This window comes from Rhodanobacter sp. AS-Z3 (assembly GCF_029224025.1).
Taxonomy (GTDB): Bacteria; Pseudomonadota; Gammaproteobacteria; order Xanthomonadales; family Rhodanobacteraceae; genus Rhodanobacter.
The window spans coordinates 62,844-88,769 of record NZ_CP119392.1 but is presented as its reverse complement, the minus strand read 5'-3'; the positions used below and the strand labels follow the sequence as shown (position 1 = coordinate 88,769).

General features: G+C 62.7%; 20 protein-coding genes. 11 read left to right on the top strand and 9 right to left on the bottom strand.

All coding sequences use genetic code 11. The features are described 5' to 3' along the window. On the bottom strand, positions 1–1,896 hold the full coding sequence (locus PY254_RS00365) for an LTA synthase family protein (RefSeq protein ID WP_281013503.1): 1,896 nt from the start codon (positions 1,894–1,896) through the stop codon (positions 1–3). Positions 1,897–2,064: 168 nt separating this feature from the next. On the opposite strand from PY254_RS00365, the gene glnE reads away from it, so the two are divergent. Both glnE and PY254_RS00355 read left to right on the top strand, forming a co-directional pair. Then, positions 2,065–4,938 carry a bifunctional [glutamate--ammonia ligase]-adenylyl-L-tyrosine phosphorylase/[glutamate--ammonia-ligase] adenylyltransferase gene (gene glnE, locus PY254_RS00360; RefSeq protein WP_281013502.1) on the top strand — a complete coding sequence of 958 codons (2,874 nt, stop codon included), beginning with the start codon at positions 2,065–2,067 and terminating at the stop codon, positions 4,936–4,938. A gap of 90 nt (positions 4,939–5,028) precedes the next feature. After that, positions 5,029–8,046: a ligand-binding sensor domain-containing diguanylate cyclase gene (locus PY254_RS00355; RefSeq protein ID WP_281013501.1), complete on the top strand. Its 3,018-nt coding sequence runs from the start codon at positions 5,029–5,031 to the stop codon at positions 8,044–8,046. Here PY254_RS00355 and PY254_RS00350 read toward each other — a convergent pair. Continuing rightward, positions 8,041–9,036, bottom strand: coding sequence for a mitochondrial fission ELM1 family protein (locus PY254_RS00350; protein ID WP_281013500.1), 996 nt, complete (start codon positions 9,034–9,036; stop codon positions 8,041–8,043). The genes PY254_RS00355 and PY254_RS00350 overlap by 6 nt on opposite strands. Before the next feature lie 281 nt (positions 9,037–9,317). Between PY254_RS00350 and PY254_RS00345 the strand changes: the two genes are divergently transcribed. After that, the gene (locus PY254_RS00345) at positions 9,318–9,902 is read left to right on the top strand and encodes a YceI family protein (RefSeq protein ID WP_281013499.1); all 585 of its coding nucleotides are present in this window, start codon (positions 9,318–9,320) and stop codon (positions 9,900–9,902) included. A gap of 62 nt (positions 9,903–9,964) precedes the next feature. Here PY254_RS00345 and PY254_RS00340 read toward each other — a convergent pair whose 3' ends face one another. Further along, positions 9,965–11,458, bottom strand: coding sequence for a Yip1 family protein (locus PY254_RS00340; protein WP_281013498.1), 1,494 nt, complete (start codon positions 11,456–11,458; stop codon positions 9,965–9,967). Between PY254_RS00340 and PY254_RS00335 the strand changes: the two genes are divergently transcribed. From PY254_RS00335 to PY254_RS00320, 4 genes are all read left to right on the top strand, one after another. Further along, positions 11,431–11,640 carry a zinc-finger domain-containing protein gene (locus tag PY254_RS00335; RefSeq protein ID WP_281013497.1) on the top strand — a complete coding sequence of 70 codons (210 nt, stop codon included), beginning with the start codon at positions 11,431–11,433 and terminating at the stop codon, positions 11,638–11,640. The genes PY254_RS00340 and PY254_RS00335 overlap by 28 nt on opposite strands. 78 nt (positions 11,641–11,718) lie before the next feature. After that, on the top strand, positions 11,719–12,846 hold the full coding sequence (locus tag PY254_RS00330; RefSeq protein ID WP_281013496.1) for a glycosyltransferase: 1,128 nt from the start codon (positions 11,719–11,721) through the stop codon (positions 12,844–12,846). 70 nt (positions 12,847–12,916) lie between these two features. Next, entirely contained in the window at positions 12,917–14,182 is a 1,266-nt protein-coding gene (locus tag PY254_RS00325) for an O-antigen ligase family protein (protein WP_281013495.1), read from the top strand. Further along, positions 14,166–14,948, top strand: coding sequence for a glycosyltransferase family 2 protein (locus PY254_RS00320; protein ID WP_281013494.1), 783 nt, complete (start codon positions 14,166–14,168; stop codon positions 14,946–14,948). The genes PY254_RS00325 and PY254_RS00320 overlap by 17 nt, the downstream gene beginning before the upstream one ends. Here PY254_RS00320 and lpxL read toward each other — a convergent pair. Beyond that, a complete protein-coding gene (lpxL, locus tag PY254_RS00315) occupies positions 14,942–15,859 on the bottom strand; it encodes an LpxL/LpxP family Kdo(2)-lipid IV(A) lauroyl/palmitoleoyl acyltransferase (protein ID WP_281013493.1) in 918 nt (305 codons plus the stop codon). The two genes, PY254_RS00320 and lpxL, sit on opposite strands and share 7 nt — an antisense overlap. A gap of 103 nt (positions 15,860–15,962) precedes the next feature. On the opposite strand from lpxL, the gene waaA reads away from it, so the two are divergent. After that, positions 15,963–17,228 carry a lipid IV(A) 3-deoxy-D-manno-octulosonic acid transferase gene (waaA, locus tag PY254_RS00310; RefSeq protein WP_281013492.1) on the top strand — a complete coding sequence of 422 codons (1,266 nt, stop codon included), beginning with the start codon at positions 15,963–15,965 and terminating at the stop codon, positions 17,226–17,228. A gap of 69 nt (positions 17,229–17,297) precedes the next feature. Here waaA and PY254_RS00305 read toward each other — a convergent pair whose 3' ends face one another. Together PY254_RS00305 and PY254_RS00300 are read right to left on the bottom strand one after the other, a co-directional pair. Further along, positions 17,298–18,599: a TolC family outer membrane protein gene (locus PY254_RS00305; RefSeq protein ID WP_281013491.1), complete on the bottom strand. Its 1,302-nt coding sequence runs from the start codon at positions 18,597–18,599 to the stop codon at positions 17,298–17,300. 33 nt (positions 18,600–18,632) lie between these two features. Continuing rightward, positions 18,633–19,292, bottom strand: coding sequence for a protein-L-isoaspartate O-methyltransferase family protein (locus tag PY254_RS00300; RefSeq protein ID WP_281015116.1), 660 nt, complete (start codon positions 19,290–19,292; stop codon positions 18,633–18,635). 262 nt (positions 19,293–19,554) lie between these two features. On the opposite strand from PY254_RS00300, the gene PY254_RS00295 reads away from it, so the two are divergent. The 3 genes from PY254_RS00295 (at position 19,555) to PY254_RS00285 (ending at position 22,128) form a co-directional block, all read left to right on the top strand. Then, a complete protein-coding gene (locus PY254_RS00295; protein WP_281013490.1) occupies positions 19,555–20,205 on the top strand; it encodes a TetR/AcrR family transcriptional regulator in 651 nt (216 codons plus the stop codon). 128 nt (positions 20,206–20,333) lie between these two features. Further along, positions 20,334–20,939: a ferritin-like domain-containing protein gene (locus tag PY254_RS00290; protein ID WP_281013489.1), complete on the top strand. Its 606-nt coding sequence runs from the start codon at positions 20,334–20,336 to the stop codon at positions 20,937–20,939. A gap of 163 nt (positions 20,940–21,102) precedes the next feature. Beyond that, complete coding sequence (locus PY254_RS00285) at positions 21,103–22,128, top strand: DUF2333 family protein (RefSeq protein WP_281013488.1); 1,026 nt, start codon at positions 21,103–21,105, stop codon at positions 22,126–22,128. A 72-nt stretch (positions 22,129–22,200) separates the two neighbouring features. On the opposite strand, the gene ppa is transcribed toward PY254_RS00285, so the two are convergent. The 3 genes from ppa to PY254_RS00270 all read right to left on the bottom strand — a co-directional run bounded on the left by ppa (position 22,201) and on the right by PY254_RS00270 (position 25,890). Next, positions 22,201–22,746, bottom strand: coding sequence for an inorganic diphosphatase (gene ppa / locus PY254_RS00280; RefSeq protein WP_281013487.1), 546 nt, complete (start codon positions 22,744–22,746; stop codon positions 22,201–22,203). 83 nt (positions 22,747–22,829) lie between these two features. Next, positions 22,830–23,684 (bottom strand): 2OG-Fe(II) oxygenase, encoded by an 855-nt coding sequence (locus PY254_RS00275; RefSeq protein WP_281013486.1) that lies wholly within the window; start codon positions 23,682–23,684, stop codon positions 22,830–22,832. A gap of 70 nt (positions 23,685–23,754) precedes the next feature. Continuing rightward, complete coding sequence (locus PY254_RS00270; protein ID WP_281013485.1) at positions 23,755–25,890, bottom strand: prolyl oligopeptidase family serine peptidase; 2,136 nt, start codon at positions 25,888–25,890, stop codon at positions 23,755–23,757. Positions 25,891–25,926: the final 36 nt, after the last annotated feature.

Sequence of the window (25,926 nt, the reverse complement as noted above, 5' to 3'; positions counted from 1 at the left end):
CTAGTGCGCTGCGGCGCCCGCGGCGTTACTCGTCGGTTGCGGTGGTGGCTGATCGTCACGCGCCGCCGCTGCCTGCAACGGCGCTGGCCACAGCTTGTCCAGCTTTCCATCCATGCGCAGCTGGTCAATGCTGGCCATGGCTTTATCCAGCTGCTGCTGTTGATCGCCCTCAGGGAGCGGTGGCGCGCCGGGCGCTTCAGTGAGTGCGGCGAGTTGCGGGCCGACCAGTTCGGTCAGCGCGAAATACGGATCATCGTGAATGCCGATGTGTGCAAGCAGCTTGCCCGGCAGCAGCCACGAGGCGGTGTCCACCTGGCTGGGTTGGGCCGGCTGTTTGGGGTCCACCATCAGCCACACGCCGGCCTGACCGAGCATGTCACCACCGTCGACGAAGCCGGCGGTATGGTAGCTGTTGCTCAGCGCCGGCAAATGATCGCCGTAGAAAACCACCACGCTGGGGCGTTCGCGCTGCGCCAGCAGCTTCACCAACCGGCCCAGTTCGGCATCGGCATGCTGCAGGTGATACAGGTAAGTCTGCAGCTCAAGCTTGTCCCTGCCGGTGATCCCGTCAGGTACGGGAATGGCATCGCGCTCGGCGACATGCGTGGGCTCGACATCGTAAGGGCCATGCGCTTCGATGCTGATGGCGAAGATGAACTGCGGTGGCCCGTGATCCTTGAGCAGCGTCATGACCTGGTCGGTCATGGCGCTGTCGGCCATGTACTTGCCGTCATTGACTGCCGATGACGGGAACGAGGATTGCGAGACAAACTGATCGAAGCCAATCGCCTTCATGGCCGTGGTGCGATTCCAGAACGCCGGGTCATTGCCATGCAGCGCCAACGTGGCATAGCCGTGCCGGCTCAACGTGCGCACCAGCCCCGGCAGCGCCTTGTGACTCATTTGCAGATACGGGAATTGCAGGTTGTCGAAATAGCGCAGCGACAGGCCGGTGAGGAATTCAAACTCGGTGCGAATGGTGCCGCCACCGAACGTGGGCACATGCAGTTTGCCGCTGGTGCCATGTGCGGCGAGCCGCGCCAGATTGGGCGCGAAATTGCTGCGCTCATAACCGCGCATGATGGTCGGGTCGAAAAATGACTCGCTCTGTATCACCACGATATCGGGCAGCGCGGCAGCTGGTGTGGTTGCCGGCATGGATTGCAGCAGGGTCGGCAAGGATTGGTTGATCAGTTGCATGGCAGCGGCACGGTCCGGCTTGCGTGCGGCCTTGCCGTACTGCAGATGGAACATCATCAGCGAGCTGATCAGGCCGGAATGGGTCGTGGTGGAGATGGCCGACCAGGGCTCCAGCCACAACGTCCTGGCGTTGTAGATTTTCGTCCATGTCGAAACGCCGGCCAGCATGCTGATCAAGCCCAGCGCCGCCAGGCTGCCCCCAAGCAAGCGCGGCAGTCGTGGGTGGCGCTCGAACAGCGGCGGCTCCAGCCGCCACGCGGTGACAAGCACGACCACCGCAACCAGCACGCCGAGGTACGGCCATGGGCTGTGCGGCAGGTAGCCGGATAGCAGGTGCATGCCACCCTTGTGCAGCTGGCCGACAATGCGAAAATCATCCGGCAGCAAGGGTGTTCCGAGGTTGGCCACCTTCAGCGCGTTCACCGCGTAGATCAAACCCTGCAACAGAAACGCCAGCGCAAACGACAGCCATGCGCGGCGACTGATGGCCAGCAACAGCAGTGCCAGCAGCAAGCCGGGCCACGCGTTGGCCAGCGGGAAACGGGCCTGGTCGAAAATACGCAGCGGGACCACCCCGACGCCGCCGTCGACCCAGCCAGTCAGCAGCACGAAAGCCAGTGCAAGCAACAGCACCAGGATCGTGCGCGTGGCAAGAAGTCGCCCGCGCGAAAGGGAAGGCTTGGAGGGTGCTGACATCGCAGTCCTGCTTTGGCGGTCATGGTAGGGACGCGCCAATGTAATGCTATCGAGATGAACAGCAAGTGGGTGCACCGCCGCTGTCAAAGGCGGGTGGCGCCCTGATCAGGCACGATCATGCGATGAACGCACTGCCGACAGTCGGCCGCCATGCGGCACAATGCGACAATGACTCATCCGGCCACCCCTGCGCTGCGCGCGCTGATTGATGATCGTTACGGTGAACTCGCCAGTCGCTGTCGTGCAGCCGGCGTGCCGCTGCACGACGATGCGGGCGTCGCCGAGCGTATCCGGCGCACCCTGCTGGCCAGCGATTTCGCCTTCGACACCTGGTGTCGTCAGCCGCAATTGCTGGCCCCGGCTGGACTGGAGCGGCTGCGATCCGGCAGCGATGCCAGTGCACGGGTCGATGCGTTGAAGCTTCCCGTCGATGAAGCAGGTTGCATGGTTGCTTTGCGGCGGTTCCGCCATGCCGAGGCGTTGCGGCTGGTGTTTCGTGACGCCAACGGGCTGGATGATCTGCCGGAAACACTGTCGGCCACCAGCGTGCTGTACGAGGTGCTGATCGAGCAGGCGCTCGGTTGGTCCGAACGCATGCTCGCCGAGCGCTATGGCTCCAGCCGCGATGCGGATGGCAAGCCGCAGCGCCTGCTGGTGATTGGTTTCGGCAAGCTGGGTGGATCGGAGCTGAATTTCTCCTCGGACATCGACCTGGTTTTTGCCTACCCGCAAGGTGGCCAGACGGATGGCGCGCGACCGCTGGACAACAGCGAATACTTCGTTCGACTCGGCCGTCAACTGGTTCGTCTGCTCAACGAACCGACCATGGACGGCATCTGCGCGCGGGTGGATATGCGCTTGCGTCCATTTGGCAAGGCAGGCCGGTTGGCGCTGTCGTTTGCCGCCATGGAGCAGTACTACCAGAACGAGGGACGTGACTGGGAGCGTTACGCGTGGATCAAGGCGCGCCCGGTGGCGGGGGATCGCGGCGCCGGCAAGCAACTGCAGGAATTGTTGCGCCCGTTTGTCTATCGTAAATACCTTGATTACACCGCCTTCGCCGGCCTGCGCGAGATGAAGGCGCTGATCGATGCGGAAGTGGCGCGCAAGGACCTGGCGGACAACCTGAAGCTGGGTCCGGGCGGCATCCGCGAGATTGAATTCATCGTGCAGTTGACCCAGTTGATCCGCGCGGGCCGCGAGCCATCGATGCGCGTGCGCGGACTGTTGCCGGCACTGACGGCGTGCGAAGCGCGTGGCCATATTCCCGCCGCACGTGCGCAGGCCTTGCGCCAGGCCTACGTGCTGCTGCGTCGGGTCGAGAACCGGGTGCAGATGCTGCGCGACGCGCAGACCCACGACATTCCGGCGGATGCGCTGAGTCGCGAGCGCATCGCGCTGAGTCTGGATCATCCGGACTGGGACAGCTTGCAGGCAGCGCTGGCCACGCAACGCGCCATTGTCAGCGAGGAATTCGCGGCGGTACTGATGCCGCAAGGTGGGCGCTCTGCCAGCGTACCCATCGCCGATCTGCAACTGTGGCAGCACGCCTGCGATGAGTCACTGGAAAGCGCCTTGCTCGAAGCCTCCGGTTTCGTGCCGGGAGTTGAATTGGTTGATGCGTTGCTGAAACTGCCGCAAGCCTCTTCGGTGCGCGCCATGTCGCCGCGGTCGCGCGAACGACTCGATCACTTGATGCCGCAGCTATTCGAGGCGGCGCGCGCGACCACCGCCCCGGTGTCCAGTCTGTTGCGGCTGGTGCGGCTGATGCAGGCGGTAGCGCGGCGCTCTTCGTATCTGGCTTTGCTGGAAGAGCAGCCGGCGGCCCGCCGACGGCTGGCGCGGTTGTTTGCCGACAGCGCATTTCTGGCTGAACGAGTGATTGCCCAGCCGCTGCTGCTGGACGACGTGCTTGATCCACGCATCGATCAACTGCCGTTCAAGCGTGCCGACATCACCGCCGAGATTGCCCGCGTGCTGGGCACGCTGGAGGAGCGCGAGGCCGAGGCGGAGCTGGAACGAATCAACGAGTTCAAGGCATCCACCGCGTTCCGGTTGGGTCTGGCGTTCAACGATGGCCGCGCCGATGCCGTTGCTACCGCCCGTCGACTGGCGGCACTGGCGGAGTCGGTGGTGGGTGCGGTGCTGAGTCTGGCCGAGCGTGAACTGGTTGCCCAGCACGGTCGTCTGCCCGGCGAGGGTTCGGGCTTTTCCGTACTGGGTTACGGCAGCCTTGGTGGCGAGGAGCTGGGCTTCGCCTCCGATCTGGACCTGGTCTTTGTCTACGACGGTCGCCGCGCGCAGGCGATGAGCGATGGCGCGCGGCCGATCGAAGGTTCGCGTTGGTACCAGCGGCTGGCGCAACGGGCGATGAACTGGCTGACCGTGCTGACTCGCGGCGGGCGTTTGTACGAAGTCGACACGCGGCTGCGCCCGGATGGCTCCAAGGGCATGCTGGTCGGTAGCCTGGAAGCGTTTGTGGCGTATCAGCAAAGTCGCGCATGGACGTGGGAGCATCAGGCGTTGTTGCGCGCCCGCCCGGTGGCTGGGGATGCGGGTCTCAATGGCCAGCTCGCGGTGGTGCGGCGGGATGTTCTGGCGGTGCCGCGGGAACGCGCCACGGTCTTGGCCGAGGTCGGCAACATGCGTGAACGCTGGCGGGCCGAGCGTGATCGTTCGGACGAGCAGCAGTTCGATCTGAAGCAAGGCCACGGTGGTCTGCTTGATATCGAATTTGCCTTGCAGGGACTGGTGCTCGCGCATGCTGCCCAAACGCCGGCGCTGCTGGGCGTCACCGCCAATGCCGGCCTGATCGAGGCTTGCCGGATTGCCGGCCTGCTGGGCAATAATCAGGCTGCGATCCTGGCGGTGGCTCACGCCGACTTGTTGCAGCGCGCGCTGGCTTGCACGCTCGACCTGCGCTCACGTATTGCGCCGCGCGAGCCGGCGTTGGCGCAGTTGTGCGGCAGCGTGCGCGAGGTCACCGACGCGTTGGGCTTCAGCTTCGGCGATGCTGGCCAACCCGCCCAGCCTGCGGACTGAATCCGGCAAGAAGGCTCGACGGCGCAGGCTTGTACGCCGCCCCGTAGACATGCAAGATCGTGCTAAACCGGGGTGGGGTTCAGCCGTACGATGATCGACCAGGTGACACGGAAGGGTGCGGTACCGGCATGGCTCGCGATCGCGTTCGGTCTGATGCTTTGCGTGTTCGGGCTGTCTTCTGCGGTGGCCATGAACCCTCAGCAGCCTTTCCATTCCTATGTTCTGGATCACTGGAGCGTTGAGCAGGGACTTCCGCAGATCACCGCGCTCGATATGGCCGAGGACCGCGCCGGTTTCCTCTGGATCAATACGCAAATAGCGGTGGCGCGCTTCGACGGTACGCTTTTCGTGAAGTACGACCGCGCCACCACCGGTGTCGACACCAGCATGCTTTCCGTAGCGTGGGCTGATCCGAAAGCTGGCATGTGGTTTGGCGGCGCGCATGGGTTGCTGCGCGAGCTGGATGGACGCTTCAGCGCATTGGGCGGCCCGGCCGTCAACGCGATCATTGATGCAGGTAATGGCACGCCCCTGCTGGCCACCTCCGATGGTCTGGCCCGTGTGCAGCACGGCACCGTCGTGCCGCTGGATGGTCATGCGGGTGCCGCCTTCAGCCTGTTGCGTGATGGCCAGTCGTTATGGGTAGGCGGCACCGGGCGCGTGTGCCGTGCCGACGACAGTAGCTCCCCCGCAGTGTCGAACTGCATTCGTGCCGACCCGGCGCAGCAAGACGCGTTCGTCAGTCACCTCGCGATGCAGGGTGGCCAGCTGTGGCTGGGAACGCAGGTCGGCTTGATGCACGTGAAGGGTGACCGTCTTGTCCCTGCTGCACTGGGGCAAGGCCTCGACACGACCTCCATCGAGAGTCTGCTCACCGATCGCCAGGGGGTGTTGTGGATCGGTACCGTTGAAGCACTGTATCGACGTTTGCCCGACGGCACGGTGGAGCGGGTGGGTGAGGAAGACATCATGCAACGCCCATGGGTGCAGGCGCTGTTCGAGGATCGTGGCGGAAACTTGTGGCTAGGCACGCATGCACGCGGCATATATCGAGTCTGGAATGGCTGGACGCGGCGCGTTTCGCTGCGGGATGGGGTGACAGACCCGCTGGTCTGGAGTGTGCTGCGATCAGCGCAAGGGCAGATCGTGCTGGGCACCAATTCCGGTGTGGAGGTTTTTGACGGTGAACATGTCCATCCGTTGATTTCAGGCAGTGCGCTGCCCAATCCGTCGGCCTATATGTTGCGTTACGACCAGCAAGATCGGCTATGGGTAGGTACCCGCGCCGGCATTGCGGTGTTCGAGCAGGGCAGGGATGTCACGCCGGCAGCCTTCTCGGCGCTGCGTAGTTGGCGGATCGACGATATTCGCGAAGTCGCCGCCGACGATTTCTGGATCGGTACTTCCGGCGGCTTGTATCGCTGGCATCAGGGTATATTGAGTCGCGCCGATCCTGGTGCATCGACCGCGGCAGCCACCATTCGCGCAATCCTGCCGCTGGCGCCCGATCATCTGTATCTGGGTACCGAGGATGGCGTGCGCGAATGGCACGACGGCAAGCTGACTGAGCCGGCGTGGGCAAAGTCGCTGAACGGCCGTTTTGTCTCGTATCTGGACTTCGTGAAACCCGGCGTGCTCGGCGTGGCTACCGGTGACGCGGGGATCGGCGTGATGACCAACGGTCGTCTGCGCATGCTCAGCCAGAAGGACGGCCTGCCCAGTGACAACGTGTGGACCTTCAACGTGGTCGGCGACTATCTCTACGCTGGCTCGGTGGCGGGGGCGTGGCGACTGCCGCTGTCGCAATTGCCGTTGTCGGATGCGCGTGTTCACAGCGTCTCGCCACAACGGCTTGCCGGCGAAGAACGAGTCACCACGACGACCAGCCTGCACTGTTGCAACGGTGGTGCCAGTACGCGCAGCGTGGTTGATGGCGACTACATCTGGTACAGCACCACCGATGGCATTCTCCGACTGGACACGCGAGCCGTGGGTGCCATGCCGATCACGCCGGCGGCCGCCGTGGTGTCTGTCGAGCACGAAGGCAAGCTGTTCTCCGGCCAGTCGTTCACCTTGGATGAGGGCGCGCGCGACCTGACCATCAGCTACACCGCACCCCATTTGGCGGTGGGTACGCTGCGGTTCCGTTACCGGCTGGATGGCTATGACACGGATTGGCAGAATGCCGACCTCCGCCGCGAGGCGTTCTACACGCATTTGCCAGCGGGGAATTACCGTTTTCGTGTTGCCGCCATGCTGCCGGGCGCTGCGGGATACGGGCCCGAAGCGGCTATCGTCATCCAGATCAGCCCCTACTGGTATGAACGCCTGGTGACACGCGCGGTGGCGCTGGTGATCTTGTGTCTGCTGGTGTTCCTGCTGATCCGCTGGAGCATGCGTCGGCAACGCCGTCGCAATGCGTGGCTGGAGGAACAGGTTGAACGTCGCACCGTCGAATTGTCGCGGGCACTGGAGCGGCTACGGGTCACCAACCTTGCGCTTGCTCAGGAGAGCTATACCGATACCTTGACCGGGCTGCCCAACCGACGCTTTCTGATGGCGCGGCTGCCGCCATTGCTTTCCCCTGATACGCATATCGGCGTGTTGCAAATCGACATCGACTACTTCAAGCAGATCAACGACACCTACGGCCACGCGGTCGGTGATTCGGTGCTGCGTGAGCTGGGCGAGGTGCTCTCCGCATCGCGCCGCGAAAGTGACATCACGGTGCGCTGGGGTGGCGAGGAATTTCTGCTGTTGTTGCGGGACATTGATGCGCAAGGCGTGCTTGTCATCGCGGAACGCTTGCGCGGCGACATCGCGGCAAAGAAGTTTGACAATGGCCGTGGCGGTATCCTCCGGCTGACCTGCTCGATCGGGTACAGCATGCATCCGCTGGCAGCCCGTGCCGATGAATCGACGTTTGATGTTGCCGTTGAACTGGCTGACTTTGCGCTTTATCGCGCCAAGAGCCTGGGGCGTAATCGATCGGTCGGGTTGCTGGTTACCGCGCCGCTCGCAGAGGCGATCCTGCACGATCCACTGGCTCCGCAACTTGACACTATGCTGGCCGCGAACCAGCTCAAGTGGATGCTTCCAGCGTCATGAGTGATCGGGTCTTGCGCTGATCCGTCGGCGCAGGAATGCTCCGATGGAAGCGGTCTCGCGCAGTGGCTGCACCGATGGCACCAGCGGTGAGTCATCGAGGTCCCGCAATCGCCCGGACTCACGCAGCGCCCGGTGGAATCGGGCCAGTCGGGTGGGCAGGGGTTTTGGCGGAACAAAGGTTTGTACCGGACAGCCGACGGCACACGCCTCGCTGAGCATGTTCACCGAATCCGGCGTGACCACCAGTCGATCAGCCCAGCCGAGTACGCCGGCATAGGGATTGTCGCCGTCCGCAGCACCGGCCCAGACCAGACCCGGTACCTCGTGCAGGGCCTGGCGAAAAATCTCGACCAAAGCCGGTGGTGTGCGTCGTGAGGCCAGTACCAGCAGGCTGCCGCCTTGCTGGCGCTGACGTTCGAGCAACAAGGTGGCCAGGCGACGTGCGTAGTCTGCGTCCCAGGCGATGCCGCGCCGTGGACCACCCAGCAATACGCCTACCCGGGGTTGCGCCAACTCGGCATAGTGCGCGAAGGCGGCGCGACCGTCGGCCAGCCAGCTGTCGTCGATCGGGTTCAGTGAGCCCAGCGGCCGCATCACGTTTGGGCCCACGAGTGCATCGTGACGGGGGGCAATCACCATGTCCCACAGCGCGGGGTCGATGCGTGGATCAAGAATCTGCACGGTGTAGCAGCGCCCCTGGGACAAGCGGCGCAGCATGCGCGTGAACAGTGCTGATGCGCGGCCACAACCAACGGCGGCGGTCGGCCATGGCGGTACAAACAGACAACGTTGGTCGGCGGGCAGTGAAAGTTGCCCGCCGAGTTCCAGCATCGGTGCCAGCCATGACCAGGGCGCGCGAGGCGTCAGCACGAGGTGGCGCACCGGCATGTGCAGTTGCTCGGCCAATGCCAGCGCCTGCCGCTGGTTGCCCGCCGCCGTGTCGGTGATCACCCAGCATGCCTCGCTGCGGGTCAGCACGGGTGCAGGCATCCAGCCATTGTTTCTCGAATCGACACGCTATGTTCTCCCTGCCGCCGGGCTGCCTGCGCGCGGGTACCTATACACTGACTTGATGGCGCCGCGCATGGCACATCGTTTCACAGAGGATACCGAACGAACGCATCATTGGGTGCGTCGTCATCAGGTCGTCGTTGTGGACCCATGACCATCAATAGCAAGCCGAAATGTGCTCACGCCCGAGTGTAATTTGTCGTTCGATCAGGTTTGTGCGATGGCCTGATTTCCATCTTTTCCCAGCAGGAGTCATCCTCATGCGTGCATTGAAATACCTCATTTTTGCCGGACTGTTCGGAGCCGCTGTGTCGGCCCATGCGGCCCCGGTGACCTATCAACTGGACCCGCATCACACCATGGTGTTGTTCAGCTGGAGTCACTTTGGCTACTCCCATCCCACCGCCGACCTGGGTCTGGGCGAGGGCACCGTGGTGTTCGACGAGCAGCACCCCGCCGATTCCAGCGTCGATGTCAGCTTGCCACTGACCTTGCTGGATACCCATGTGGCGGCACTGGACGAGCATCTGAAAAAGCCTGATTTTCTGGATGCCGACAAATACCCGGTGGTGACCTTCAAGAGCACCGTGGTGCAACCGCTGGGTGGCAACAAGTTCAAGGTGACCGGCAACCTCACTGTGCATGGCGTGACCCGGCCGGTGGTGCTGGACGCGACGCTGAACAAAGTGGGCCCGCATCCTATGAGCAAGAGCCAGTCGATCGGATTCGATGCCACCGCCACACTCAAGCGCTCGGACTTTGGGGTAGCTGCTTACGTGCCGAATGTTGGTGATGAAATCACCATTCGCATCACCACCGAAGGCTCGGTGCCGTCGAAGAAGTAGCTTTCGCGGCCACAAAAAAACGCGCCGATGACGGCGCCTTTTTTTTGTATTTGACGGGGTGATCAGTTCGATTTCACGCCGGCATCTTTCAGCGATTCCAGCTTGCCCAGATCGACACTGCCAACCGCCTGCTTCAGCTGGTCGATGCTGTCGACATTGCCGTCGGCCTTCACCGTGAAGCGCTTGCCCACGATCACGCTGTATTCGCCGGACTTCGACTGCGTGTCCCATGCTTCGTGGATCAGGTTGCCGCCGGCGCTATAGGTCTTTTCATAGCCGTGGTCGGTCTGCTTCTCTTCCTCCGGTGCCATGGCGCTGGCCAGGGACATCAAGCCCTTGGCGCTGCCGGTATCGGAAACCTCCAGATTGATGTGCTGGCCATTGCCGTCCGAGTAATCGGCGCTGGCCTGGGAGATCTGCATCCCCATTGCCTTGTTCCGCTCGGCAGACAAGTTGCCGCGCTTGAGGTTGCCCAGGCTGTCAGGCAGGAAGGCCTTGATCTGGTCAGGTGGCAGCGCCTCGACGTTGCCGTCGGCGCCGGCCATGGCGCCCATCATTTTGCCCATCGCCGCTGCCTGTGCGTCCTTGTCACCCGACTTCTGTGCCTGATCCATTTGCTTGCTGGCATCTTCGGCGCGCTGGCCCATCGCGGCCAACTGGCCCAGAGCGCTGTTGCCGTCGACGGTGACCTTGTCACCATTGCTGTTGGTGACATGCATGCCGCCCATGGCGGCGCCGCTCAGGGCGGCGGTACCGACTACGCCAATGAGGATCGCGCCAACCACCCAGCTCAACACGACCGCGATGATCACGCTTACCGCGGTGTAGCCGGCCGATTTTTCCGCCGGGCACTTCATGGTTTGCGGCAGGCCCAGGTAGAGCAGGTAGATGGCGTAGACGGACCCGGCCAGCGCGATCAGCCAGCCCAGCGCGGGCACGATGACCGCGACACCGGCGACCCAGCTGGCGGTCCAGGAATAGGCGGCGGCCTTGAGCGCCTGCACCATGTTTTTCTGGCCGCCGAAAGTGGGCGCCAGCGCGTTGATGATCAGGGCAACCAGATAGATGACGACCAGTGACAAGAGGTAACCCAGCACCATCCGGGTGATGCCGCCGCCAATCGAGTTGCGCACGGTGATGCCGAATGCGCTGGTGCCAATCAGGCTGCCCTTGAGGAACTGGGCGATGGCCGGCAGTGCAGCGATGATCAGGATGTAGCTGGTGAACAGGCTGTTCACCGTGGCTGGTTCAGCGGCGGCCACCGGCCATTCGGTCCTTGGCGTGGTCAGAATGCCCTTGGCACGTTCAACGATCTTCTCAAAATCCATGATCAACTCCTGAGCCCGTTGCAGTGGACCCGGCGCAAGCAGCCGGGCCGTGGATGGGTACGCGCGATTCACGACAATCACCGTCACCGCCGCGTGGCTGGAAACGGTGTCGAATTTTCCCTGAATGCCCCTGCTGTCCCCCGACAGAAGACTGCAGCCTGCTACCATCGGCGCCCTGATGTCCAGTCTGGAGTTTACTGATGTCATCCCTCCGCTCAGCGGCGGCACCTCTGGTGCCGGCAAATGCCGAAAATCGTTACGAAGTGACGCGCAAGGACCTGCCGCTGGCCTGCCCGATGCCGGGAATGGAGTTGTGGAATTCACATCCCAGGGTCTATCTGCCGATCGTTGACGATGGCGGCGAGTCAACCTGTGCCTACTGTGGCGCACATTACGTGCTTCGCGACTGATCTTTCGGCCTTGCGTCAGCTTTTTAAGGCACTATTCTTGCTTGCCTTTCAAGCATGAAAGCTGCCAGCCCCGAACTCATGTCCAGCATTGCCGTTCCTGCCAAGCTGCTGACTGTGGTCCAGCTGATCCCCGCACTGCGCTCCGGCGGTGCGGAACGATCTGCGCTGGAAATTGCTCGTGCGCTGGTTCAGGCCGGCCACCGTTCGGTGGTGATTTCAGCCGGTGGCCGGCTGGTACAGCAGCTGCAGGCCGAAGGCAGCGAGCACATCACGCTGGAACTGGGGCGCAAATCATTGGCCACGCTGGGTCACCTGGGTGCCTTGCGACGAATTTTGCGCGAGATCAAGCCGGACATCGTGCATGCACGTTCGCGCTTGCCCGCATGGATGGGCTGGTGGGCGCTCAAGGGCATGAAGCCCCGGCCGCATTTCGTCACAACGGTGCATGGACTCAATTCGCCGGGTCACTACAGCTCGATTCTGCTGCGTGGCGAACGGGTGGTGGCCGTGTCACAGACCATGCGCGATTACGTGCTCAGTCACTATCGCTGGCTCGAACCGGGCAAGGTCAGGGTGATTCCGCGCGGCATTGACCCGCAGGCGTTCCCCTATGGCCACCGCCCGGACGATGCCTGGCAGCAGGCATTCTTTGCCGAATTTCCCGCATTGGCCGGTGCTCCCTTGTTGACCTTGCCGGGCCGCGGCACGCGCCTCAAAGGGCATCACGATGCCATCGAGCTGCTGGCCGACCTCAAGCGTCGCGGCATCGAGGCACGCCTGTTGTTGCTGGGTGTGATTGAACCGGGCCGCGAAGCCTACGTCGCGGAACTGCAGGAACTGATCCGCTTGCGCGGGGTGACCTCACAGGTGGTGCTGACCCCGCCGCGGGCTGACATCCGTGACATCTATGCGATCTCGGATTTGATACTGCAGTTGTCGAACAAGCCGGAATCGTTTGGCCGAACCGTGGTTGAGGCGTTGGCGCTGTGCCGGCCGGTGTTGGGTTACGCACATGGCGGTGTCGGCGAGCTGTTGGCTGAGTTGTATCCGGCAGGTCGAGTGCCGCCCGGTGATCGCGAGCGGCTGGTCGAGCGTGCCGCCGAGTTGCTGCGCGTGGCTCCGCCGATTTCACCACTGCAGAGTTACCGTTTGGCCGACATGCAGCAGGCCACACTTGCGCTGTACGAGGAAGTCGCTTCGTCCTGAGTGCAGCGGGTTTATTTGGTGCGCGTTCGTGCTCGCCTACAATGCGGAACCCCTGTCATCCGGTTTTCGCATGAATCCCTTCGCAAGCTCACTCAAAGCCGCGCTGCGTTCGCCACTGTTGCCGTTCTGGCTGGTGGTCGCCTTGTTGCCGTTCGGGCGCAGCGCCGAGCTGGGAACCCTGCTGTGCCTGCTTGGCGTGATCATGCTGTTTGCCCGCGATCCGCAGGCGTTGCAACAACATCCAGGGGCTCGCTTGCTGCTATGGCTGCTGGCGGCTTATGTCGGTGCGGCACTGTTTTCCGCCGTTGACGCGATCAAGCCGGGCAAGAGTTGGGGCACCGTCGCCGCCCTGCTGCGTTACGCCCCGTTGGGCCTGTATGCCTGTTTCGCGATCCGCCGCGACCACAAGCTGCAGGCGTTGTATGTGGCGGTGGCTCTGGTGCTGGCGCTGTGGTGTCTGGATGCGTGGATACAGGCGCTGACTGGCTGGAGTCTGGGTGGCCCGGCCGAGGCGGAGCGGGTTTCCGGGATCTTTGGTGCGGACAACCTCAAGCTCGGTCCCACGTTGGCGGTGTTGTCGCCGTTCGCGCTATGGGCGGCGCGGCGGCGCTGGGGGTTGCCGGGTCTGCTGCTCGCCTTTGGCCTGATCCTGGGGCCAGTGCTGTTGGCCGGTTCGCGTGCCGCCTGGCTGTGTTACGCGCTGGTTGCACTCGGCTTTGCCTGGCGCGAGGCGCGCTCGCCGCTGCGTTTTGTCGGCTTCTGCGCAATCGCTGCATTGTTGCTGGGGCTGGCCGTAGGTGTGGCATGGAAAACCTCTCCGCGCTTTCACGAACGTATCGATCGCACGCTGCTCGTCCTGCACGGTACCGATAAATCGATGGATGCCGCGCTCAGTGGCCGGCTCGACATCTGGCACACCAGCATCGGCATGTTCGTGGCTCACCCGGTGAATGGCGTGGGCGTTCGCGGATTTCGTTATGCCTACCCGCAATACGCACCGGCCAACGATCACTTCGTGGTTTCCGGCGAAGCCTGTGGTGTGGGCGAGGGTGCCTGTCATGCCCATCAATTGGTGCTCGAAGTGCTTACCGAGACCGGTTCGATCGGCTTGCTGCTATGGCTGGCGGCCGTGGGTCTGGCATGGCGTACGTGGCGAAAGGTCGGTCCGCTTGCGCGTGATCGGGCGTTCCCGGCCAGTCTGTCGCTGGCGGTGATGCTGTTTCCGCTGAACACCCATCTGGCCTTCTATTCGGCATGGTGGGGTCTGCTGTTCGCGTGGCTGCTTGGGCTGTGGTGCGCTGCGCTGTTTGTGGAAGGTGATGATGAGCGGGCGTGAGTTGTTGTCGGTCGTGGTGACCACGTTCAACAGTGCGGCCACGCTCGATGCCTGTCTGCGCGGCGTGCATTGGGCCGATGAGATCGTGGTGCTGGATTCGGGCTCGACCGACGCCAGTATGGCGATCGCGGCCCACTACGGTGCGCGCATCCATGCCCAGCCTTTTGCTGGTTACAGCGCGCAGAAACAGACGGCTATCGACCTTGCCAGCCATCGCTGGGCGTTGCTGCTTGATTCGGACGAGTCACTGGATGAATCTGCGTCGGCGTCGTTGCAACTGGCGTTGCAGCAGCCTCGTTTTGCCGGCTACCAGCTATGGCGGCGTGAATGGCAATTCTGGCGCTGGCAGTCGCGCCACGCTCGACTCAACCATTACGTTCGCCTGTTTGACCGTGAGCGCGCGCGGATGAGTGAGCACGCTGTGCACGAAGAGGTGGAAGTCGATGGCGCCGTCGGTGTGCTCGACGTGGTCATCGACCATTACGGCGAGCCTGATATTGCCGGGCGCGTGAGCAAGGCGAACCGCTACTCCAGCCTGCAACTGGCTGACCTGGCCAAGCGCCGGGTTGGCTGGCTGCGACTGCGCATGGTGATTTATCCGACCCTGGCTTTCCTGCGCTACTTCGTCTTGCGCGGGCACTGGCGATCGGGCTGGGCCGGTTTCATCGCGGCCCGCATCCACGCGTTCTACGCATTCCTGAAGTATGCGAAGTTGTACGAGTGCGCACGACAGACTTCACGGCGCGATCTCGGCAACGATCAATAGATGGCAGGTGTGCCCGGCGGCCGGGTCTTGAAGCGCTTGTGTACCCATAGATACTGCTCGGGAGCTTCGCGCACCATTTGTTCGATGCAGACGTTGATCCGCGCCGTATCGGCGGCCGCGTCGTCGCCCGGAAAATCGGTCAACGGGGCACCCAGACGCATCGCGTAGCCCTGATTTCCGGGCAGGCGTCGATGGAAAAACGGAATCACCCATGCGCCCGACATGCGCGCCAGGTGATGAGTGGCGGTCAGGGTGGCTGCCGGGACACCGAAGAACGGCACGAAGGCGACGTCCTTGCTGCGCAAGTCCTGGTCTGGCGCGTACCAGAGCGTGCCGCCGTTGCGCAGATACTTCACCGTACCGCGGATGTCGGCTTTTTCGATCATGGCGTCGGCGTAATCCAGTCGCGCACGCAACACCACCCACTCGAACACGGCTGAATCCATCGCGCGATACATGCCGGCAATGCGAATACGTTGCGAGACCAGTCGTGCGCACAGTTCCAGATGCGAGAAATGGCCCCCGACCAGTAGCACGCCCTTGCCCTGCGCCCGCGCTGCCTCAAGATATTCGAGGCCTTCGATGCGCGTAGGGATCGACTGGATGCGCCGGTCACTGCCCAGCCAGCCCAGCGCAAACTCGACCAGCATCAGTCCGATGTCGCGCAGGTTGGCATCCACCAGCCGCGCTTGTGCGGCAGCATCGAGTTCCGGAAAGCAAAGCGCGATATTGGCCGCCGCAATGCGTTTGCGGGCGGAGGGGATGCGCAACACCAGCGCACCGAGCCGGCGACCCAGCCACATCAGCATGCGTTGTGGCAGCCGTGCGATCAGCCAGATCATGGCCACGCCCAGCCAAGCCGGCCAGTGGCGTGGTGCGAGCAGCGCTCGATCGAAGGAGGGGCGGGGCATGCCGGACATCGTGCGCATTGTAGTGGATGGCGGCGGCGACTCGTCCTCGGTGGCGGTGTCGTTGCTCTCGTATACTGCTGCGTCGACACCGTGAGCCTTGCCGTTGCGCTATCTCTACTCCCTTGTGATGTTTCTGGTCACGCCGTTGCTGCTGTTGCGGTTGCTGGCGCGTGGCGTGCGTTCGCGTCCCTACCATCTGCGATGGCCGGAACGGTTCGGATTCTTCAAGGCGCCGGGGTTTTGCGGCAGCTTGTGGGTGCATGCAGTCTCCGTCGGCGAGGTGAATGCCGCCGAGCCGTTGATCAAGGCACTGCAGCGGGACTATCCGAATGCACAGGTGGTTGTCACCACGGTCACGCCGACCGGTACCGCACGCGTGCAGCAGTTATTCGGCGACAGCGTGTTTCACGTCTATTTGCCTTACGACTTGCCGGATGCGGTAAGCCGGTTTCTGAAGAAGATCCGGCCGCGTCTGGCGCTGATCGTCGAGACGGAAATATGGCCAAACCTCTACTTCGCCTGTCGCCGGCGCGGCATTCCGCTGATGATCGTCAATGCACGATTGTCCGAACGTTCGTTACGCGGTTACAAGCCACTGCGCGGCCTGTTGCGTTCAGCGCTGCGATGCGTCGAGGTGATTGCGGCACAGTCACACACCGATGCGGCGCGCTATCGGCTGCTGGGCGCCAGTTCACGGCAGGTGCTGGTTACCGGCAACATGAAGTTTGATATGCCGATACCCGAGGGTGCAGTGGCCACCGGCACGGCGATGCGTGAGCACTGGGGGCCGCGTCGGCCGGTGTGGTTGGCGGCAAGTACTCACGAGGGCGAGGAGCAGATGGTGCTCGAGGCACATCTGCATGTATTGAGACGCCTGCCCGATGCGCTGTTGCTGCTTGCACCAAGGCATCCGGAGCGCTTCAAGGTGATCGAACATTCGGTGCGCAGTCTTGGCTTCACCGTGGGTACGCACAGCAAAGATGAGGTGCCAAGCTCCGCGCACCAGGTCTTTGTGATTGATGCGATGGGCCAGTTGATGCCATTTTTTGCCGGTTCTGACCTGGCGTTTGTCGGCGGTAGCCTGGTTCCGATTGGCGGACACAATGTGTTGGAGCCAGCCGCACTATCCATTCCCGTGCTGGTCGGGCCGTACACCTTCAATTTCGACGAAATTACCGCCAGCCTGATCGAGCAGGGCGGCGCCATGCGGGTCAGCAATGCCTCGCAGCTGGGACCAGACGTGCTGCGGCTATTGCTCGATGAAGCGATCCGGCAGCGGATGGGACGAGACGCGCAGCGGGTGTTCGAGCGCGAACGTGGCTCGGTGCAACGAGTGATGCAGCTGATCGACGGCATGCTGCAGGAGTGATTTGCTGCCATGCCGGAAACGAAACGGCCGGGACAAGCCCGGCCGTCGTTCAACGTGATGTGTTGCGGCTTACTGCAGCAGAGCGTTGATCTGCTCCATATCCTTCAGCTCAGCCGTGCCTGCGGTCTGCTTGAGCAGCAACTTGTTCAGGATGAATTGATGACGAGCCTGCGAGTAGCTGCTCTCCGACGAGGTCAGCGTCTGGATTGCCAACAGCACGTTGGTCATCGTCTGCGTACCCACTTCGAAGCCCGCGCGGGTGGCTTCGAGCGCCTTGCGGCCGGAGTCCACTGAGGCCTTGGCCGACTCGACCTGGGCGATGCCGGCGATCACCGAGCGGTAATAGTTGAGCGTGTCGCGCACGATCTGCCGGCGCTGTGCCTCCATGGAGTCGGCGGCGGCATCGCGCTGGTAGATCGACTGACGCACGCGCGACTGGGTCAAACCACCGGAAAAGATCGGCACGTTGAGGGTCAGCCCGATCGTGGTCGACGCCGGGTCGCGATAGCGTGCCGTCGTATTGGTATCTGACCAACCTGCGCCCTTGCCGTAGGACAAGCCGGCAGTGATCGTCGGCAGATGTCCAGCACGGGCGGCGCTGATGTTGTGCTGGGCGGTTTCCAGGTTGCTCTTCTGGGCGAGCAGGTCGGGATTGGATACCAGCGCCTGCTTGACCCATGCGTCCTGGTCCGCCGGAACCGGCGCCAACATCGGCAGGTCGTCGCGCAGTTTCTTCAAGTCGCCGGTCGGCTTGCCGGTGATCTGCGCGAGCGCCTCGCGTGAATCGTTGAGTGCGTTCTGTGCGGCAATCGTCTGCGACTTGGCCGCTTCGTAATAAGCCTTGGCCTGGTAGACATCAGTGATCGCCGACAGACCGACCTTGAAACGCTGATCAGACTGTTCGAACTGCTGGCGGAAAGCGTCCTCGTTGGCCTTCGCGTAGGTCAGCTCGTCTTCGCTGGTCAGTACGCCGAAATAAGCGGCAACCACGCGCACATAGAGGTTCTGCGCGGCGGCGTCGTACAGCTCATTCTGCGCATCTGACGCCGAGTGCGCCGCCTTGAGATTGGCGTACTTGCTGAAATCCAGCACGGTCTGACTCAATGAGCCCTTGATTGAGCGCGAGCGGCTATCGCCGACCAGGTTGCCGCCATTGCTCTGGCTCAGGCTGAAGCTGGCATCGACCTGCGGCAACAGCAGCGCGCGCGCCTGATTCACGCCTTCGCCGGTGGCCAGCCTGCTGGCATCGGCCTGCGACAGCACGGGATCGTTGCTGCGAGCGTCACGGTAGGCATCCAGCAAGTCCTCACCGTGGCTAGGCAGCGAAATGGCAGCCAGGGCCAGTGCAAGAGTGAGCAGCTTCAAACGCATGGGATGCCTCGTGGGATCGATTCGGGGTCTAAATCAGAATACGAACCGCGGCAGCGGCTCGGCGTGGGTCAGGTAGGGCAAATCAGTTTCGAACAGGCCTTCTTCGCGAGTGCGGCCATCGCCTTCGTGGGTTACCAGCAGGGCGTGCTGCACCGGGGATTCGCCACGCACGATCAGCGCACGCGCACCCGGCTTGAGCCAGCTCAGCCAGCGTGATGGCATCGCAGCTACGGCGCCGGTCACCACCAGTGCGTCGAACAACCCTTCAGGCTGCCAGTCATTCACCGCCTCGCCGGTCACCAGATCGGCGTTCGCGATACCTGCAGACTGCAGGCGTTCCCGCGCCGCCACGGTAAAGTCGGCATGAATGTCGACACTGGTGACTTGCGCCGACAGCCCGGCCAGGCAGGCGGTGAGAAAGCCCGAGCCGGTGCCGATTTCCAGCACGTGTTCGGTCGGCTGCAATTCCAGTGCCTGCAGCACGCGGCCTTCCACCACCGGCTTCATCATCACTTCGCCGTGCCCCAAGGGCAGGCACAAATCGGCGAAAGCCAGTTGGCGGTGTTCCGGTGCGACGAAATCCTCGCGGCGCACGCGAGCGATCACGTCCAGCACGCGGGCGTCGAGGACTTCCCACGGGCGCACCTGGTTTTCCACCATGTTGAGTCGCGCCTGCTCGATATTCATCGCCATCTGCTCGTGTCCCATGCGGATCGAAAAAGGTCAAAAAGGATAAGCGCTAGCGCCCGCTCCCACAATGACACGCTCCGACGACGACAGCCTGCCGGTTGTGCGGCGAGCGACGAAGTGCCGGAAGTCATCGGAAGCGGTTGACGTACGTCATCCCCGGGGCGGACATGTATCCGGTGCCGGGAGCCGGCACCTGCCCGTTCTGGAAAATAAATGAACCGGAACGTATAATAAAGCCACGAACTCCGTTTGTGAAGGTTGAGGCATGAGTAGTAGTGCGCCCGTCAGAGCCCAGGGTCCTGGTCGTCCCAAGGACATGGAGAAGCGTGCGGCCATTCTGGTCGCGGCGAAGGCGTTGTTTATCCGCAATGCGTTTGCCGGCACCAGCATGGACGCGATCGCTGCCGACGCCGGGGTGTCCAAACTCACCGTCTACAGCCATTTCGGCGACAAGGACAACCTGTTTCGCGAAGTGATCCGTTCGCGCATCGAGGATTTGCTGCCGGAAGAAACCTATGCGTTCGATCCGGACGCGGATATCCGCGAAACTCTGGAACGGGTTGCGCTGATCCACGCCCATCTCGATTGCAATGCCGAAACCGTCGGCACCTTCCGCGCCATCCTCAGCGACTGCCGCCAGGGCAATCCGCGCTACGGCAAGTTGATCTGGGAAGAAGGGGCGACGCGCACCCACGGACTGATGGAACGCCTGCTGCAGCAAGCCGTTGACGCCGGTCATCTTGATCTGGATGACGTGCCGCGTGCGTGTACGCAGTTCCTCAGCCTGATCAAGGGCAACCTGATGATGCGCCAGATGTTCGGTTGCGCCGAATGTCCCGAGTCCTACGCCATCGAAATCGAGGCTAACGCCCGTGCCGGCGTCGAGATGTTTCTGCGGGCCTACCAGCCACGCTGATCGGCGCCTTCGCATCGGGTGGCCGTCATGGTTCTTCACCTGGCTGTCGCGTTCACATTCCTAGGCTTGCTGGACTTTGGATCGTGTCGGCTTGGCCGGCACGCACTTCCCGTCCGCAGGAGCAAGCCATGGCAAACATCAAGTCGAAGCCGTTCGTCAGCGATATCGAGAACATCCGCAAGCGTGCGCGCAAGGACATCGACAAGGGCGCAATGACCGCCGGTTACAGCGCTGATCGGGAAACCGTGATCAAGCTGCTCAACCAGGCGCTGGCTACCGAGCTGGTCTGCGTGCTGCGTTACAAGTACCACTACTACATGGCGTCGGGCATCCATTCGCAGGCGATCAAGGCCGAGTTTCTCGCGCACGCGAATGAGGAACAAGGGCATGCCGACCTGATTGCCGAGCGCATCACCCAGCTCGATGGCAAGCCGAATCTGTCACCGGTGGGTCTGCTTGATCGCAGCCATGCCGACTATGTGGAAGGCGAGGATCTGGTCGACATGATCAAGGAAGATCTGGTCGCCGAGCGCATCGCGATCGACAGCTATCGCGAGATGATTCACTACATCGGCACCGACGACCCGACCACCCGCCGTGTGCTGGAAGGCATTCTGGCGATGGAGGAAGAGCACGCCGAGGACATGAATACCCTGCTGGAACAGCTTGGCAAGAAAGGCGAACCGGCGAAGCCCGCGCCGATGAAGAAGAAAGCTCCAGCCAAGCGCGGCTGAGGAATTCAGCTGACTGCAATTGCCGTGTGGGCGGTCGCCGATCCGCGACCGCCTCATTCCGGGCCAGGCCTCGAGCGCTTTGCTGTCGCCTGATTCGGTGTCAGCCAGCGCCGCCGGGACGTCGAGCAGGTAATCTTCCGATATCCCTGCAGGAGCGGCCCTGATGCAAACCGAGAACTCGTCAATTTCCGCCCACCGTCGCCTTGGCCTGGGCCGTGTCCTCGTCGTGCTGCTGGCACTGCTGTTGCTTGGCGTTGGCGCACTGATGTGGTGGTGGGATACCGAACCACCGCTGTTCGATCCGGTGGCAGTGACGCAGTCGCGGATGCAGGAATTGAAGCGGCCGGTCAGCACCGGCGCGACTACCACGGTCACGCTGATCAATTCGGTGCAGACACTGCTGGACAAGCGCGGTGGTTACCTCAGCAATGACAAACTGCCGCCGGGCGTGTTGATGGACAACGTGCCGAACTGGGAATTCGGATCGCTGACCGCTTCCCGTGATCTGGTGCGCGCGCTGCGCAATGACTTCAGTCGGTCGCAGACCCAGTCCACCGAAGACAAGGACCTGGCTGACGCGGACCCCTTGTTGAACAGCCCGAACGACCGCTGGCTGATGCCTAGTTCGGAAAGCCAATATCGCAAGGCGATCAAGGATCTGGACGGCTATCTCGGTCGGCTCGGCGACAGCGAGGACAGTAACGCGCATTTCTACGCGCGTGCCGACAACCTGGCCGACTATCTGCAGCTAGTGTCATCGCGGCTGGGTTCGCTGTCGCAGCGACTGTCGGCCAGCGTGGGGCAAATTCGCGTCGGCGATGTCGATGGTTCCGATCCGGCCAGCGCCAGCAGCGTGCATTCACCGGCTGGCGGGCGACTGGTGAAGACGCCATGGAACAAGATTGACGACAACTTCTACGAGGCGCGTGGCTACACCTGGACCCTGCTGGAGCAACTCAAGGCGATCCAGCAGGATTTCGGCCCGATCCTGCGCAGCAAGCATGCCGATGTCAGCCTGGATCAGGTGATTCGCGAACTGGAAGAAGCGCAGCGTCCGCTGCACAGCCCGATGGTGTTGAACGGTTCGCCGTTCGGCTTCTTCGCCAACCATTCGCTGGTCATGGCGAACTACGTATCGCGGGCGAATGCGGCGCTGATCGACTTGCGCGAGTTGCTCAAGCGCGGCTGAACCGTCGCGCGTAGCGCAGACATGAAAACGGCGCGTCACCGCAAGGTGGCGCGCCGTCGATGGGTCCGCTGATCAGGCCTTGCTGGCCTGACTGGACACGTAGCGTTCGATGCCGGCGAGAATCTCGGCTTTCGCTTCCTCGGCGCCGGCCCAACCCTCGACCTTGACCCACTTGCCCTTCTCCAGGTCCTTGTAGTGCTCGAAGAAGTGGCCGATGCGCTCCAGCCAGTGCGGTGAAACGCCTGTCATGTCGTTGATGTGCGCATAGCCCGGGAACACCTTCGGTGACGGGATCACCACCAGTTTCTCGTCGGCACCGGCTTCGTCGGTCATCTTCAGCATGCCAACCGGGTGACAGCGGATCACCGAGCCGACGGTCAACGGCATCGGCAGGATCACCACCGCATCCAGCGGATCGCCGTCGCCACCCAGGGTGCCCGGCACATAGCCGTAGTTGCACGGGTAACGCATCGGCGTGGACAGAATGCGGTCGACGAAGATCGCGCCGCTTTCCTTGTCTACTTCGTACTTGACCGGCTCGGCATCCTTGGGGATTTCGATGATGACGTTGATTTCTTCCGGCACGTTGCGGCCGGCGGGGACAAGATGCAGACCCATGGAAAGTCCTTGAGAAGGTAGGGAGGAAAGAAGGCCTGCAAGGATACGCCAATCGCTGCTGCGTCGCAGCAACGATGCGCTGCTCAGACGCGCCGCGGATTCCGATACGGGCGTTCGCGCAGCCATTTGGTGGCGATCCACTTTTCGCCGCGTTGGACCGGCAGGCCCGCGTGCAACGAAGTCTGGTCGCCACCTTCGTAGGCGAAATACACGGCGGTTCCGCGTCGCGCGGTCACCGTCAGGCCCAGCCCGGGAAAAGCGGTTCCGCCACCCAGCTCTGGCGTGTTCAGGTACATCACCACGCTGGCAATGCGCTGCCCGCCCGCCGCGGTGATCGTGTCGTAGCCCGGCTGCTGCGGGTCGAACCAGTCGAAATGCGGTTCGTATTCCTGGCCCGGCAGATAGTGCAGGATCTGCAGACCTTCGCCGTGGTTCATTGGAAGGTCCAGTAGCGTGGCCAGGCGTTGCTCGATCCGGCCCACCAGCGGCAGCTCGTTCAGACCGAAGAACATGCCTTCGCTGGTACGTCGCTGATCGACTTGATTGCTGCCGTCGCTAGCCACCGTCAGCGCGCGCGTGAGCCGGGGTTGCGCCAGCGCAATCAGTTCATCGCATTCCTGCGGGCTGAGCATGTTTTCCAACACGCGTAGCGAGGGCACGCCAACGCTGAGCGAAACACCGACGCGATGTCCGTCAACGTTGATCTCCGGTGCCTCGGGATGCCTCGTGCGCTGGCCGCGCGGCGGCGCGCTCACGGGTTGTGCGGTCAGCGCCGCCAGCGGCAGCTTCAACACCTCGGCCACCATGCTGCGACTCTGACGCGGATCGTAGCCGCTGTCCTTCATCAGCTGCAGTACGTCCACCACGCTGTGACCATCCCGCGTGGTGGTCAGTATCCAGTCGCGCAGTTCGGGAGTGATGGTGGTGCGTGGATGCATGGACTTTGGCTGTGGTGTGGCCCAACAAAGGAGAGTACTTCACGTCGCCCTTCCGGGCGACGTGAGCGAACTACTTCAACTGATCCCACAAGAAGTCATAAGCCATCGCATGCATGTGCGCCGATTGCTGGTTATCGGCGCCGGCGCCGTGGCCGCCTTCCAGATTCTCGTAGAACCACACGTTCGGGTGGCCCTGTGCCTGCATCTCGGCCGCCATTTTGCGCGCCTGCACCGGGCCAACGCGGTCGTCGCTGGTGGCGGTGTAGAACAGCACGGGTGGGTAATGGCCATCCTTCTTCACGTTCTGGTACGGCGAGAAGGTTTTGATGAAATTCCAGTCGTCGGTATCCGGGTTGCCGTATTCGGCCATCCACGAGGCGCCCGCTGAAAGATGGATGTAGCGCTTCATGTCCAGCAATGGCACTTCGCAGGCGATCGCGCCAAACAGTTGCGGATACATGGTCAGCATGTTGCCCATCAGCAGGCCGCCATTGCTGCCGCCTTCGGCACCCAGATGTTTGGGCGAGGTCACGCCCCGCTTGATCAGGTCTTCGGCCACGGCTGCGAAATCCTCGTAGGCGCGTGGTCGGTTGGCCTTGAGTGCCGCCTGATGCCACTGCGGGCCGTATTCGCCGCCGCCACGGATGTTGGCGATCACGTAGACACCGCCGCGCTCGAGCCAGGCGCGACCGACGCTGCCGCTGTAAAACGGCTGCAGCGAGACCTCGAAGCCGCCATAGCCATACAGCAAGGTGCGGTTGGAACCGTCCAGCTTGAGGTCCTTCGGCGCGATCTCGAAATAGGGCACGCGGGTGCCGTCTTTCGATTGCACGAAGTGCTGGCTGACCACGAACTGGCTGGCATCGAAGAAGGCCGGCGCCTGTTTGATCATTTCCGCCGGGGCGCTGTCGAGCACGCCACGTTCGAGGGTCGAAGGCGTCAGAAAGCTGGTGACATCGAGCCAGTATTCGTCGCTATGTTCGGGGTCGGTGGCGATCACGTTGATCGAGCTCATCGCCGTGGCGCCGGGCATCGTTTCACGCTTCCAGTCGCCGTCGGCTGTGGCCATCAGCGGAGGCGTCACGACATCGAGTCGACTTTTCACGTCATCCATCAGGTCCAGGATCAGATGATGCCGGGTCCATTTGTAGGAGTTCAGTGAGGTATGAGCGTCGGGCTTGAACAGCACGGAAAAGTCGCGCTTGCCAGCCATGAAGTGGTCGAACTGCGTGGCCAGCAGGGCGCCAGCGGGATACGTGGTTCCACCGACGGTCCACGGCGAGCGCGTGCGCACCAGCAGCCATTCGCGATGGGCGTCCGTGTCCGCATCCTCGGGTACCTCGACCCGAGCCAGGCTGCCGTTGATGCGCTGGTACAGAACGCTGTGGAAGAAGTCCGTGGCAACTGATACAAAGTCGCGCTCGTAGCCAGGTGTGCGATCGTGCTGGGCGCTGACCGCCAGATCGGTTGGCTTGCCTTCGTAGACGGTGATGGCACTCGCCAAAGGCTGGCCGCGATGCCATTGCTTGACGATGCGTGGATAGCTCGACTCGGTCATCGAGCCGGGTCCGAAGTCGGTGCCGACGTAGACTGTGTCTTCGTCGATCCAGCCGATTTGCGTCTTGGCGACCGGCAACTCGAAGCCGTTCTTCACGAAGCGCTTGTGTGCAATGTCGAATTCACGCACTTCCACAGCGTCACCGCCGTCGGGTGACAGCGAAACCAGGCAGCGCTCGTAGGCGGGTTTCAGGCATTGCACGTCCTTGAACACCCAGCGCTTGTCCTCGGCCTTGTTCAGCGCGTCAATATCCAGCAGCACTTCCCAGGCCGGCGCGGCCTTGCGGTATTCGGCCAGCGTGGCACGCCGCCAGATGCCGCGCGGATGGGTCTTGTCACGCCAGAAGTTGTACAGATAGCTGCCCATCCGGCTGACGTAGGGAATCCGCGCGTCGGAGTCGAGTACTTCAAGAATGCTGTTGCGGGTATGCGTGAATTCGTCGTTGTCGACAAAGCGCATGGCGGTGGTCGCGTTCTGCTGCTTTACCCAGTCCATGGCGCGGGTGCCGTGGATGTCTTCCAGCCACAGGAAGGGATCCTCGCCGGTGGCTGTGGGAGCGGGCTTCGCGGGGGCAGTGTTGCTGGCATGGGTATCGGTCATGCCCGTCAGTGTGACGCCTAGCGCCAGCATCAACCAGAGTGCTTTCATGAGCTCATCTCCCTTCGTTGTCGTACTTTTGCCAAG